This is a genomic window from Pseudoalteromonas piscicida (assembly GCF_000238315.3).
Lineage (GTDB): Bacteria > Pseudomonadota > Gammaproteobacteria > Enterobacterales > Alteromonadaceae > Pseudoalteromonas > Pseudoalteromonas piscicida.
In genome coordinates, this window is record NZ_CP011925.1 from 368,570 (window position 1) to 382,439 (window position 13,870).

The 13,870-nt window shown below is 42.8% G+C and carries 12 protein-coding genes; 11 read left to right on the top strand and 1 reads right to left on the bottom strand.

Going from position 1 to position 13,870, the window contains the following annotated elements:
* Positions 1-122: 122 nt before the first annotated feature.
* Positions 123-926, bottom strand: a complete 804-nt coding sequence (locus PPIS_RS21155; RefSeq protein ID WP_010370000.1) for a putative porin — start codon at positions 924-926, stop codon at positions 123-125.
* 170 nt (positions 927-1,096) lie between these two features.
* Between PPIS_RS21155 and PPIS_RS21160 the strand changes: the two genes are divergently transcribed.
* The 11 genes from PPIS_RS21160 (at position 1,097) to PPIS_RS21210 (ending at position 13,866) form a co-directional block, all read left to right on the top strand.
* Positions 1,097-1,483 (top strand): SpoIIAA family protein, encoded by a 387-nt coding sequence (locus PPIS_RS21160; protein WP_010369997.1) that lies wholly within the window; start codon positions 1,097-1,099, stop codon positions 1,481-1,483.
* A 142-nt stretch (positions 1,484-1,625) separates the two neighbouring features.
* On the top strand, positions 1,626-2,318 hold the full coding sequence (locus PPIS_RS21165) for an SDR family oxidoreductase (RefSeq protein WP_010369995.1): 693 nt from the start codon (positions 1,626-1,628) through the stop codon (positions 2,316-2,318).
* A 108-nt stretch (positions 2,319-2,426) separates the two neighbouring features.
* The gene (locus PPIS_RS21170; RefSeq protein WP_010369993.1) at positions 2,427-3,083 is read left to right on the top strand and encodes an ABC transporter ATP-binding protein; all 657 of its coding nucleotides are present in this window, start codon (positions 2,427-2,429) and stop codon (positions 3,081-3,083) included.
* Positions 3,084-3,087: 4 nt separating this feature from the next.
* Positions 3,088-5,541: an ABC transporter permease gene (locus PPIS_RS21175; RefSeq protein WP_248694126.1), complete on the top strand. Its 2,454-nt coding sequence runs from the start codon at positions 3,088-3,090 to the stop codon at positions 5,539-5,541.
* Positions 5,531-6,598 carry a lipocalin-like domain-containing protein gene (locus PPIS_RS21180; RefSeq protein WP_010369989.1) on the top strand — a complete coding sequence of 356 codons (1,068 nt, stop codon included), beginning with the start codon at positions 5,531-5,533 and terminating at the stop codon, positions 6,596-6,598. The genes PPIS_RS21175 and PPIS_RS21180 overlap by 11 nt, the downstream gene beginning before the upstream one ends.
* A 178-nt stretch (positions 6,599-6,776) precedes the next feature.
* The gene (locus tag PPIS_RS21185; RefSeq protein WP_010369987.1) at positions 6,777-10,055 is read left to right on the top strand and encodes an MHYT domain-containing protein; all 3,279 of its coding nucleotides are present in this window, start codon (positions 6,777-6,779) and stop codon (positions 10,053-10,055) included.
* Positions 10,055-11,038 carry an HD domain-containing phosphohydrolase gene (locus PPIS_RS21190; protein ID WP_010369985.1) on the top strand — a complete coding sequence of 328 codons (984 nt, stop codon included), beginning with the start codon at positions 10,055-10,057 and terminating at the stop codon, positions 11,036-11,038. The genes PPIS_RS21185 and PPIS_RS21190 overlap by 1 nt, the downstream gene beginning before the upstream one ends.
* A gap of 163 nt (positions 11,039-11,201) precedes the next feature.
* Complete coding sequence (locus PPIS_RS21195; RefSeq protein ID WP_010369981.1) at positions 11,202-11,897, top strand: autotransporter domain-containing protein; 696 nt, start codon at positions 11,202-11,204, stop codon at positions 11,895-11,897.
* Between the two features lie 247 nt (positions 11,898-12,144).
* Positions 12,145-12,831 carry a porin family protein gene (locus tag PPIS_RS21200; protein WP_010369978.1) on the top strand — a complete coding sequence of 229 codons (687 nt, stop codon included), beginning with the start codon at positions 12,145-12,147 and terminating at the stop codon, positions 12,829-12,831.
* 348 nt (positions 12,832-13,179) lie between these two features.
* Complete coding sequence (locus PPIS_RS21205) at positions 13,180-13,470, top strand: hypothetical protein (RefSeq protein ID WP_010369975.1); 291 nt, start codon at positions 13,180-13,182, stop codon at positions 13,468-13,470.
* A gap of 12 nt (positions 13,471-13,482) precedes the next feature.
* Complete coding sequence (locus PPIS_RS21210; protein ID WP_010369973.1) at positions 13,483-13,866, top strand: hypothetical protein; 384 nt, start codon at positions 13,483-13,485, stop codon at positions 13,864-13,866.
* The last annotated feature ends 4 nt before the right edge of the window (positions 13,867-13,870 follow it).

The following is a 13,870-nucleotide window of genomic DNA, read 5'->3' on the forward strand; positions in this document are numbered from 1 at the left end:
GCACCCAATTTAGATGAGTAGCTTGTTTCAAAATGTGAAAAAACACCCCAACGCGGAGTGTGGTCGCGAAGAGGTGTTGAGTAGTTGGGGGAGGTACAGATGTACCTCAATCATGTGTTGATTTAGAACTGAGCAACAAAAGTTAGGTTGCTTGTTTCACCGCCGTCTGTGTCAACTACACTGCCTTTAAGGTAGTAAGTGTCGTTGAAGAAGTATTTAGCTTCTACCGCTAAGTCTGAATCATATGAACCTAGACCAAGCGCAAAGTTGCGAGTGAAGTAGTAGTTTGCGAGCACGTTTGTTACGTTGTCGTCAAAACCATCAGTATCAATACGGTTGTGCTCTACATCGATTGTGAAGTAGCTGTCACCACCAACGTGCATGAAGTAACGTGCACTTAGGTTTAGGTAATCAAATTCGTCTTCAGTTTCAACTGTGAAACCGATGTAATCTGTAGAATTTAGTTCGTGGTTGTACTCAGCTTTGAACCAAGTAGTATCACCGTTTTCAAACTCTTCTTGGCGAATGCTTAGCTTTAGGTTGTCGTTGTAAAGGTAACCAAAACCGAAAAAGTAATGGTCGTCAGCTTCGCCAAGATCTGCGATGCCAGCAGTTACAAACCATTCTTTAGTGATAAAGCCTTCACCACCAGCTGAGAAAGCATTTGAATAATCATCGTTAAAGTAACTTACGCCTACATTGCTGTCCGTATCAAGGTAGCCAAAGTCATCCCATACGCCTACTGATTCTTGAGGTGCGAAGAAATAGCGAGAAGAAAGCATCAGTGCGCGGTTGTCAGAGCCATCATAGTCATAATCTGTGTAACTAGCGGTGTTGAACCACTCTTTTTGTACGTTACCAGTGTTAGCCTGAGCTGCTGCTGAAACAAGTAGTGAAACAGCTGCGATAGATAGTAGTTTTTTCATAGTCATCCCTTTAATTTCCATATATTGAGCTACATCGACTCAACGGCGCGCATGGTAGTATTAGAAATCTGAACGGAAGCTGACAATAATGAAAAAAGTTTGGATATTGGCAAAAAAACTGAGACTTAATTATGCTTTTTATCTATGAGATAAACATAAAGGAAGAGAACATGACGAATTCATTCCATGGTATATCAATAGGCACTGAGCGCTTTGGAGATGATATTTATCTCACACTTAAGCCTACAGGTAAACTCACTCATGAAGATTATGTTATTATTACACCAATAATCGAGAGTGCACTTAAAGCAGTAACAACGCCTAAGATCTATGCATTTCTTGATGCGACTGATTTTGAGGGCTGGGAGCCAAGGGCCATGTGGGATGACTTCCGACTCGCCTTTGGGCATAGCACTGAATTTGCCAAAGTAGCAATATATGGCGGCAAAAACTGGCATCGACTTGCTGCAACAATAGGTAACTGGTTTGTTACTGGTAAAGTGAAGTATTTTGATGATAAAGGAGATGCATTGAATTGGCTTAATGAACGAGAATGATTGAAGTTGAATTAAATTCATGATTTATATGTTGTGACTCGAGACGCTAGTCACGTGTGCAAAAAGTGGATTATTCAACCTATCATCAGTATAGTGAATTTACACCATTGGCTTTTGTCATAACGGCTTAGGAGCTTCAACTGTGAAAAAAATACTGATCACTGGTGCAAACCGCGGTATTGGACTTGCGTTAACTAAAACCTATCTGCAGGCTGGTTGGCACGTGTTAGCAACGTGTCGAGACCCGCTTATTGCTTCAGAACTCAATTCTCTCGCGCCTACTTTTCCTGAGCTCCAAGTATTTGCTTTAGATGTGACCAATTTCGACCAGATGGAAGAATTAAGCGAGAAGCTAGCCCCTGTTGCCATCGATATTGTTATTAACAATGCGGGTATTTATGGGCCGAAAGACTATGCATTTGGTGAAACAGATATAGAAGCGTGGCGAGAAGTGATGGAGGTTAATGTATTTTCCACCATGCGACTCGCAGAGCTATTTTACACCCATCTTTGCAACGGCAATGAAAAGGTTTTTGCAGCCATTTCCTCTAAGGTTGGTAGTCACACCATGAATACCAAAGGCGGCGGCTATATCTATCGCAGTTCGAAGGCTGCATTAAATTCAGTGGTAAAAAGCCTATCAAATGATTTACTGGGTGAAGGGATCCGCACCGTCGCTATTCATCCTGGCTGGGTCCAAACAGAAATGGGTGGCCCTAATGCGTTAATTACCCCTGACGAGTCTGCAAATGGGATCTATTCGGTGTTATCTCATTTTGTGGATGCACAAAGCGGCGGTTTTTACGACTATAGCGGTGATGCTATTCCTTGGTAGTTAAACGATAGCTAATCTGTGCTTACACGAGAAATAAAAGATTCTGGCTACTTGACGAGACAGATGCATTGAGTAGTGCCCACATAGTAGTAAAGGAATGTGCATACAGTGGTAGAAGTGCAAAATTTAGTCTTCACGCGTCGTGATGGTGACGTGAATCGAGCTGTATTAGATAAGCTTAGTCTCAGTATTGCCGCTAAAGAACAGGTCGCTATTGTTGGTGATAGCGGGTCGGGTAAAACTACCCTGATCCATCTGATTGGTGGTTTATTAAGGCCTGATAGCGGCAGCATTGTTATTGATGGGCAAAATATTACTCAATTTAATGATACCGAGCTGGCGCTCTACCGTCGTGGTTTGGGGATGATATTTCAGCGCTATCAATTGCTTGCCCCTTTATCTGTTTACGACAATATCGTTTTTCAAGCACAGCTTAATCAATTGAACCCAAAGCAAAGCGATGTTAATGCGCTGGCTGAGCGCTTGGGGATTTTGCATAAATTAACAGCCTTGCCGCAGCAATTGTCAGGTGGTGAGCAGCAGCGAGTTGGTATCGCACGTGCCATGATCAACGAGCCTAAGTTATTGCTGGCCGATGAACCGACGGGCAACTTAGATGCTGCGAAAAGCGAAGAAGTGGTATCACTTCTGCGTGAGCTGTGCGAAGAGCAAGGCGTTAACTTGCTTATGGTTACACACAGCCAACACCTTGCCGACAGCCTCGATAGAAAAGTCACCATTCAAAATAACCGTGCCTATGGCTAAAGTGATGGAACGGCTGAGCGCGTTATCAGAAATTAGGCTGATACTTACTGTTTTTATCCAGTTCTACAAAAGGCATCTTTGGTTGTTTTTGCTATTCGTTTTTGGCTTGTCCTTGGGTAGTGCTTTGCTTGGCTCAATTCGAGGACTAAATCAAGAAGCAACAGATCGCTATCAGCAAACCAGCGCACTTATTAACAATCAAATTAGTCATTTTGTCCGTCCAAGCGTAGGCCGCGAGATGTTGACTGCTGATGTGTGGACGGCGCTTCGAAACGCAGGAGTCGTATCTGCTGAGCCAGTTTTGGAAGGCGTGCTTACCCTGCCGAGCGGGAATAGGCTTCGCATCAAAGGGGGTAATACTTTGCAATGGCTTGCTCTTCCAAAAGCGCAATCACAGGGAGGTAAGTCAGGCAATCAAATAGCACCATTACGATTCGGATTTAGCACTATTTACGTATCCGACACGATGGCTCAACAGTTGTCGCTCAGTAGGCATGAAGTGATCAAGCTTCTTGATACGGATGTACACTTCGTTGTTTTATCGGAACTGACTGGTGATGCCGCATTAGCCGATATTGCATTAGTTGACCATTTACTGAATTCAGCGGGTCGAATAAGTTATATAGAGATCTCAAATGCAGTATTGGATGAGACAAAGGTTAGGCAGATTATTGGTGACAAAGCTCAGTTGCAAAGTGCACAAGCACAGTCATTCGACTCGTTGTCGAAGGCATTTTTCTTCAACCTGCAAGCACTTGCATTCCTAGGCTACGTAGTTGGCGCTTTTTTAAGTTTTAACGCCATAAAGCTTTGTCTGCACGCAAGAAAAACACTACATCAGCAACTCACACTACTCGGATGTATTCAAGCAAATGTAGTCGCAGCAGTAGTCATTGAGGTGCTCGCCTTAAGTTTGATTGCTGCACTGGTGGGCGCAGGTGTGGCTTTCTTGGGGGCGAACTTATTGGTGAGTGAGATCTCAATGGCGTTAGAGAGCTTATTCGCGTTAGATAGACGTTTACCGGTTAATTTCAGTTGGTTAGTCGTGCTGCAAGCATTTGTGTTAAACCTTTTGGTACTTGCCAGTGTGGCCTATTGCCAAGTAAAGCCTCTTACTTTTTATAAATCTTGGCAGAGTAAAATAGTGAGTGGAAGTCTACTGGCTGTGGCCGCTGGGTATTTTTATCTTGGTAGCGAAGCGCCATTTCATGCGCTTGGGTTGTGCGTTTGCTTACTGTTGCTCTTTTTTATGATAACACCGCTGGTACTACGAGCCGCGTTTAAAGGTATTCCAACTCAGCATCCATTAGTCAAATGGATGAAAGCAGACAGTGGCGAGCAGATCAGAGTGCTTGCAATCAGTGTTTATGCCGTATTGCTTGCGGTTGGCACTTCCGTAGGGTTGCAAATTATGGTGAGCAGTTTTAGTTCAGCTTTGCAGATCCATTTAGATGGCCGCCTTAGCGCAGATCTATATGTGAGGCCTAGCGAAGTCTCTGATGTGCAATATCAATGGCTTTTAAGTCAACAGGATATCGACAAGGTCGGTGTATTTTGGCGTGCAGAGATAAGTTATGGTCTGAGCACACATCAACGAGATCCCCAACCTGCGAGTTTGATAAGCTTTGGTCGCTCTGGTGAACATCACTACAATCTTACGCTACTATCGGGATCGCCTCCTAATAACGAGGTGCTTTACTATGATGCGAATAATAACGTGAGTGGGTGTCTTGCTAATGAGCCAAGTAAATTATTGTATGGCGTTAAGTTGGGCCAGCGTATTCGGTTGCAGCAAGGCAAAAAGCATATTAACTGTGAGATAACGGGTTTTTATTACGATTATGGCGAGCAGCGTGCGGTGTTCGTCGCCGTTAGTGACGCAATTGAAAACGCTGGGCTTAACTATGAAGCATATGGTTTTTCAATTGTTTTGAAGCCAGATATTGATACCGTTTTATTTAAGCAAAAGGTCATGCAGCGATTTCATTTAAACGACTCTCAAGTGGTTCAAAATCAGCGTTTTAAACAATACGCTACGCGTTTGTTTGAACATACGTTTTATGCAACACACGCGTTAAATTTAATGATAGTTGCTATCGCGTTATTTGGGCTATGGGTATCATTACTGACACTCGGCGCCAAGCAAATTCAACCATTGGCCATCTTAAAAACATTAGGCGTTACAACTTGGCAAGCATTTGCCATTAAATTAGGGCAAAGCGCCGTTATTCTGCTTGTGAGTTTAGTGCTGGCGACAATACTTGGGGGAATGCTCGGGTGGATCTTGCTTAAATTTGTGATGCCAATTGGCTTCGGTTGGACGATCCCTTTTCTATTACCTTATCTTGAGATCGTAGTCTTGATCACCCTAATTTTTGGTTTAGCTTTGCTGGTTAGTGTACTACCTCTACTCAAACTGAGTCGTTACGATACTGCGGATCTGTTGTATGAAGACTAATTATCTTATCGTTTTATTACTGTTAATCGTGGGAGTCGGCTGCACACCGGAATTATCAGAAGTCTCTAATTCAAAAAATGATTTTTTCAATCTTGAGTTAGGCGATCCGGTCTCTCCCTCATATCAGTTAAGTTTTCCACTTGATCACGGCAGTCATCCGGACCAAGGCATTGAATGGTGGTATGTTACTGCAAACTTAAAAAGTGATTCAGGGCAAGAGTTTGGTGTTCAATGGACGTTATTTAGAACCTCAGTTGTCAGCGGTCAATATGTCAGTTCATGGTGGGATGGTGAGTTATACTTTGCGCATTTTGCAATTCAAGATAATACAAGGCACCAAGCCTTCGAACGTTATGGCAGAGCAGGACAAGTAAAAATTCAAGCAGACCCATTTATCACGCAATTAGATAATTGGTATTTGCGCAGTGAGACGGAAACATTTTTTCCGTTAACGCTTCATGCTGAGGAAGAAAACAGCCGTGTTAGTTTAACACTTAACACAAGCCCAATGGTGCTACATGGGAAGAATGGCTACAGTGAAAAAACGTCCGACGGCCATGCCTCCATGTACTACAGCTATCCTTTTTTAAGCGTCTCGGGTGAGCTTACTTTTCAAGGTGCAACACATCAAGTCAGCGGTGACGCGTGGCTCGATAGAGAATGGTCTTCCTCATTTATCAGTAAATCACAACGCGGCTGGGACTGGTTTAGCATTCGGAGTCAAGACAGATCGAATGGTGCACTAATGGTATTTTGTATTCGTGATAGCCAACAAGTCTACAAAGATTGCCGAGGCACTGAAATTACAGCTGAGGGTAGCGCGACAGAAATAGCGCATAAGGATATTCAATTAAGTGTTTTGGAGCAGGTTTTGTTAGATGGAGTAAGCTATCCATTTAAATGGCAATTACGACTAAAGCACAGTCCTGTTATTCTGATAGAAAGTATCAATCGTGATGCGAGAAACCAGCTGACGATCCCGTATTGGGAAGGAAGAGTAAAAGTGTCCGGCGGCTATACCGGTGAAGGGTACGCTGAGCTAGTCGGATACGAATAGCCCACATTGGCTATATCGATTAACTTGTACCTATATTGTCGTTAAATTTCCTAGTGAGATAGTACTAGCTCACAATAAAGATGAATTTATCCTGAAATCTTGTTTTGACAGCGCTTTTTTCTGTCAAACTCAGTCCTAGAAAGCTAGACTCTAAGAATATCTTACTATCTGTGTTGCTATGTTAAATACGTTTTTTGTAACCGATCCCGCACCAGAGTTGCTACTCAACGGAACTTATGATGCTATGCTTGTGGCGTTATCTGTGCTTGTGGCTGTTATTGCCTCATTTTTTACGCTTATCCAGATCGACTTTGCTGAGCAAAACCAAAATAGCCGTATAAATCGACTCGCAAAATTTGGCGGTGCTGTTGCCATGGCAGGTGGTATTTGGAGTATGCACTTTATTGGGATGCTGGCGTTCTCACTCTGTGTAGAAGTGGATTACGATCCTTGGCTTACTGCAGCGTCTATCTTCCCCGCTTTCTTAGGCTGTTGGGTTTCGTTTGATTTGATAACTCGACCAAATGTCACACTTACAGTTAAGGGGCTTGCCGCTGTCATTTTGGGGGCCGGTATTGGTACCATGCACTATAGCGGTATGGAAGCCATGCAGCTTGGCCCTATGCTGGGCTATGATCCTATACTTTTTGGCTTATCAATTATCGTTGCGGTGTCACTCGCTTTCATCGCAATTCAAACGAGAAGTAAGCTGCGCGATTATGTCAGTGACAACAATATCAGTGTTGTGAGGTGTTTAGGTGCTTTGGCGCTTGGGGCGTCGGTGTCGGGAATGCATTACACGGGCATGCAGGCGGCAAAATTTGTATCTGACTCACCAATCATCAGCCAAGAAATGCAAGATCAGCACACACAGTCACTTGCATTGTTTATTGCAGCTGTCAGTATGATCATTAGTGCTTTATCTGCGCTTATTCATACCGCGAGCAAGTACCGTTCGGTGGCTGCAGACAAAGCCGCTAATGAATCTAGGCTTGCGGCGATCCTAGAAACGGCCGTTGACGGGATCATCACCATCAATGGTGACGGTATCATTAAGAGCTGTAACCCGTTAGTTGAACGAATTTTAGGATGGTCTGAGGGAGAAACGCTTGGTCGCAATGTTGCGGTGTTTTTACCTAAAGAAGCGCAAACGAAAGTATCATTCGACAGCACTTACCTTGAACAATTTAAAAGGGTTGGCCGTGAAATCAAGGCGCTACACAAGCAAGGGCATCTGGTGCCTATCCGATTGGGAATAGGAGAGGTTGAGCTAAAAGACCAAAGCGCATTTTATGTGGGTTTTATCACTGATCTAACAGCCCAAAAGCAAATGGAAAAAGCGCTGATTGAGCAGGAAACGCGTTATCGGACACTATTAAATAACATGCCTGGCGTGGCGTTTCGCTGCCGGATAGATAGCGAATGGACAATGTCGTTTGTAAGCCTCATTGTTGAGCAGCTTACAGGCTATCGAGCAGAGGAGTTTATTTCTGGGCAAGTTCATTTTGCTAGCTTGATTATTGAAGACGACAAAAGCTTAACGCACGATGTGGTTGAACAAGCACTGCAATGCGGCAAAGCGAGTTACTCGCAGGAATATCGAATATTACACAAGTCTGGCCATACCAAGTGGGTGCTGGATAAAGGTTCATTTGAATACGATCAAGCGGGTAAAGTTGAGGGCATTGCGGGCGTATTACTTGATATTAGCGAGCGCAAGAACATGGAAGACGAACTACGTGCCGCGAAAAGTATCGCTGAAAGCGCAGCGGCTTCCAAGCAAGCGTTTTTGGCGAACATGAGTCATGAAATTCGCACGCCGATGAACGCCATTTTAGGATTTAGTGAAGTACTGAGAGAGTCTGAGCTGAAGCCCGATCAAAGTAAGCATGTAAATACGATACTTACCAGTGCAAAGGCGCTGCTGCATTTACTTAATGACATTTTAGACTCCGCTAAGCTGGACCAAGGCAAGCTCGACCTGATTGAGAATGATTTCTGTATTTCTGAGCTACTCGACAACGTGGTATCGACGTTTTGGTATCAAGCAAAGAAAAAGGGCTTAAAACTAGAGCTCACGATGAGTCACAGTTTGCATCAAACTTATCATGGTGCTTCAGACCGCTTACGGCAGGTACTGGTTAATTTATTGGGTAATGCCATTAAGTTTACTGCACAGGGCAGTGTAGAGCTTAGTGTTGAGTCATCCCATGACGATTATGTACTGTTTAAAATTGCAGACACAGGTATAGGGATTGCCAACGATAGACTAGATTCTATTTTCAACCCCTTTGAGCAGGCCGACGAGAGCATGAGTCGCCGCTTTGGTGGCACAGGTCTTGGGACGACCATTAGCCGTCAGCTAGTCGAGTTAATGGGTGGAAAAATATGGGCTCATAGTGAGCTTGGAAAAGGGTCTACTTTCTACTTTACAGTGCCTCTTAAGAAAATCGCGGCATTCACAATAGCGCAAGATGTTCATGTCGAGCTTCCCCCGTTAAATATATTGGTTGCCGATGATATTCAACAAAATACCGAATTGTTGAGCTTATTACTTGAAAAGCAAGGTCATAGTATAGAGGTCGCAGGAGATGGGCTTGAGGCCATCGAAAAAGCAAAAGCGCAACAATACGATCTTATTCTAATGGATATTCATATGCCGGGTTGTGATGGACTTGAGGCGACGCGTGCTATCAAAGCATATGAACGAGAAAATAGGCAACAAGAGACACCGGTAATTGCACTGACCGCGAGTGTGTTGGGCGAGGACAGAGCCGCTGCAAAAGCTGCTGGTATGGCTGCATTTGCGTCAAAACCAGTGGTGATAGAAGATTTAACTCGCACTATTGCTGAGACGCTCAATATCAATATCGCTCATACGGCGATTGGAGTAAGGCAAACCAGCAACAAACAGCTTATAAATAGAGCTAGAGCAATAAACCTGTGGGGCAGTGAGGCTCGGTTTTTAAAAGAACTGGCGCGTTTTTGGGAAGGTAAAAGAGAAGAAGTGATAGCGCTCTTTGCGCACGAAGGTCAGTTTACGAATGATGTGCTACAGAGCATTCATACCATCAAAGGCGTTGCCGGAAACCTGGCTTTGGAGACGCTATTTGCTCTGCTAGAGCAAATAGAGCGTAAAAAGGAAATTGACGAGCGCTTGAGAGCCAAAATGGCGCTCATTATTGAAAAACTAGACGACGTGGTTGGTCTGAGTGATGAAGAAGTCGTGACCAACGCGTTGAGTGAGGGCGACGTTTTTTTGTTTAAGCAAAACTTGCCACAAGTAAAAGAGATGATAGATGAGGCGCAAGTCGAGGATGATGTGCTTGACGCATTGTTAGAGAGTGCGCCCCTTACTTACCGAAGCCAGGTAGAGGCGTTGAAACATGCATTGGATGATTTTGAATTTGAACGTGCGGAGGAAATTCTCGCACAATTAATGAGTACTGATGTGTAATGATAAATGACCACAAGCCTCTGATCCTAGCTGTTGACGATGAAGCGACAAATTTGCAAATTCTAAAGCAAACGCTGGGCAATCAATATCGTATGAAGTTTGCAAAGTCAGGAAAGTTGGCGCTGGAGCTAGTAGATAAAGAACTACCTAACTTAATTTTACTCGATGTTATGATGCCAGAAATGACAGGTTTTGAAGTCTGCTCCAAATTAAAAGAAGACCCTACCACGGCGAGGATCCCGGTGATTTTTGTGACCGCCTTGAGTGAAGAGTTTGACGAAGCTCGAGGCTTTGAGTTAGGTGGTGTTGATTACATCACAAAGCCTATCAGCCCTGCTATAACTAGAGCGCGAGTGAAGACGCACTTGTCTTTAGTTAGTGCTACTGAGCTTAAAAGTGCATACGTTGAATTGATGCAGCGGCTCGGTCAGGCAGCGGAATACAAAGACAATGAAACAGGCCAACATATTGCAAGAATGAGCCGCTACTGCTTTGTGCTTGCTAAAGCTTGTGGTTTACCGGAAGCGTATGCGGAAGATTTGATGCTCGCCGCCCCGATGCACGATATTGGCAAGGTTGGTATTGCCGACAGCATTTTGCTGAAACCCGGACGTTTAGATGCCGAAGAGTATGAGGTGATGAAACAACACGCTGAGCTGGGTGCAAATATACTCGCGGACTCTGATTCAAAACTCGTCAAGCTTGCATATTTAATGGCCATGGAGCACCACGAAAAATTTGATGGAAGCGGTTATCCAAAAGGATTAAAGGGGGAAGAAATCTCACTTGAAGGGAGGATCTGTGCGCTTGCGGACGTGTTTGATGCACTTACTTCAAAGCGCCCATACAAAGAGGCTTGGCCTATTGAAAAGGCATTAGCCTTCATTCATTCTGAAAGTGGTAAGCACTTTGACCCAAAATTAGTTGAATTACTCAATGAAAACCTACCAGAAATCCTAAAGATTAAAGCGCAGTATGACTGAGGGGAGTTGATCTTCGTTGGCTAATTGAAGATTAATGCTTGTGAGCGTAGAGAGAGGGAGTAGTAAGGCATTTTTAAGTTCTCATATTGTAAAGCATTTGCTATACGAATAATTTGTATCTATATTGGGTTCTAACCATGGAACTATCAACAAGGATACGATTGTGAATTCAGTTTCAACTATGGCAATAAGTCTTACCGCCATGTTAGCTTCACTACCTAGCATCGGCAGCTCAACAAATTTTATGGAGCTTGGATTTGGTCGGTTAGCGTTCGATAACGTCAGTGAGATTGAGCCTAAAGGCTTTGTCATTACAGCAAATATAGAGTTCGGTGGGCTTTACCTAGAAGGTTCTTCTGCTCTGATGGCTGATGACGTCGCGGTTACCGGATTAGTTTATGGTGCAGAAGAAGACGTATTAGCCACTTTAGATTTCGATGTTGACTCTAGAACTTATACCTTATTGGCCGGTAAGCAGTTCGATTTGAATGATAATAGCCTTATTGATATTTATGGCGGTTATTCTAGGCATAGATTGGAGGTAGCTTATTCAGGCTTAGTCAATACGACGTACTATGATGGTTACACCAATAAAGAGCTTATATTATTTCTTGACCAAGAGGAAAATGAGTCAAGTGATCATTATCATTTAGAAGCTGCTTATGACTATACACATGTAGACCTTAATTTTAGGGTAGGTGTTGGCTTTGAGCGGATCCAGGATGATGTAAGTGAGAATAATTTAGTGTATCTGGCAGAGGTTGGATATCGTTTTACCAATAATATTTCCGCAAACGTGAGCTATAGAAATGCTGAGGTCTACAATACCCTCAGTCTGAATTTGAGGTATAGCTTCTGACTACAATGCCCTTGTCATGCCGTTAATCTTGTTGTGAACGGCATAACATCCACTTCCAAAGCGCCTAGCTAATTTTCTTCCTCTTGGTTTACGACACTGAGTTGAACTCGAGCAAGTTAACGGTTTGATTAATGGTAACAAACTTTGTTACAAAGTCATTTTGTATTTATTTTGGGTTCTAGTTGTATTTATATGTAATTTCAGTAGTATGCGCCACGAATTAAATACGAGAATGATGGAGTGGATCGTGAATTCAATTTTAAAGCAAGTGGCATTAGTATCTGCATTATTTGCATCAACAGCTAGCCTAGCAAACTCAACAGACTTCGTTGAACTAGGTTATGGAAAAATTACGCTTGATGGTGTTGATGAATTCAAGCCTACGGGTATCGCAGTTACGGTAAACAAGGCATTTGACGGCTTTTATCTTCAAGGTACTTATGCTGCATTAAGTGATGACTTTAAAGGTACTTCAATCGAAAGCGATTATTACGCAAATATAGAAACAACGATTAAAGTTGAGACAGATTTAAACTATCTTACTCTTTTAGTTGGTCATCAGTTTGATGTAACAGATGCTGGCTTCGTCGATGTATATGGTGGTTATTCTAGATACAAATTAGAACTGGATTATTCAGGCATCGCAGATATTGCTTACAACGATGGCTACAGTTATCAAGACAGCTTCTCTGATAAAGAGAGTGACACGAGCGATCATTACCATATTGAAGCTGCCTACGAGCATTCATTCGGAGCTCTGAATGCACGCGTTGGCCTTGGTCTAGAACGTATTCAAGAAGATGAAAGCGAAACTAACTTTGTATACTTAGCCAAGCTGAGTTACCAATTTACCGAGAGCATCTCGGCTAATGTTAGCTACAGAAATGCAGACGAATACGATAACTTTGGTGTAAACCTAAGATATAGTTTCTGATATCACGGTTATTAAGGTCGGCAGACCCTAGATAAGATGCGGTTTCTTTTAGTAGAAATTGCATCTAAAGCAAAATGCATGTTCTAATCCAAACTTTCGCTACTATACCTGTTAACACCAAGCTATTATTTCTTTGACATTCGTGTTCATCTCTTCGAATTTTCCTATCAAATTAAGCTTTTTGCATCGCACCCAGCATGTAATACCAATTAGTTAGTTCATTCCTTATCCAAACCTCAGGTTAAATAAATTAATATTAAAAGTGTTTTTATTCTAGAAACACTTAAACGTGCAACAAAACCTTGTTATGCTCCGACCTTTACTATGTAGATAGATAAGGAGATGATCATGAATTCTACAGTTAAGTTAGCTGCTTGCCTTTCAGTAGCTTTGGTAAGCTCAGGTTGCTTCGCACAATCAAAAGATTACGTTGAGATAGGTTATGGGAAAATCTCAATTAAAGAGCTGAGTGAAATAAAGCCAACAGGGATGGCGCTGAGCGCAAAAAAATCCTTCGACCAATTTTACTTACAGGGTACCTATATAATATCGAGTGATAAAAACAGTCAGCAAAATGATATCGCTAGTGGCGTTGGCGCTCGAATAATCGAAACAAAAGTTGATACAGACTGGAAATAATTTACTGTACTAGTGGGTCATGAATTTCAACTATCAGAACAATCATCGCTGGATTTATATGGTGGTTATTCTCGGCTCAAGTTGCAAATGGATGCAACTGCGGAAGTGGAATATATTATCAACGGCGAATACCGTTATAGAAATGAAATTGACGTATCAGCTAACAACGATGCCGATCTTTATCATCTTGAATTGGCTTATGCGCTCTCGGTAGACTCATTCGATGCGAAGACCGGTATTGGGTTTGAACGCATCAATGGTGAGGAAGGAGAAAGTAGTTTTGTATACCTTGCTGAGATTGGCTACCATTTTACTGATCATATTTCTGCAAATCTAAACTATAGAAATGCTGATGTGTACAACAACGTTGGTTTTAATCTGCGCTATAGCTTTTAGTCGT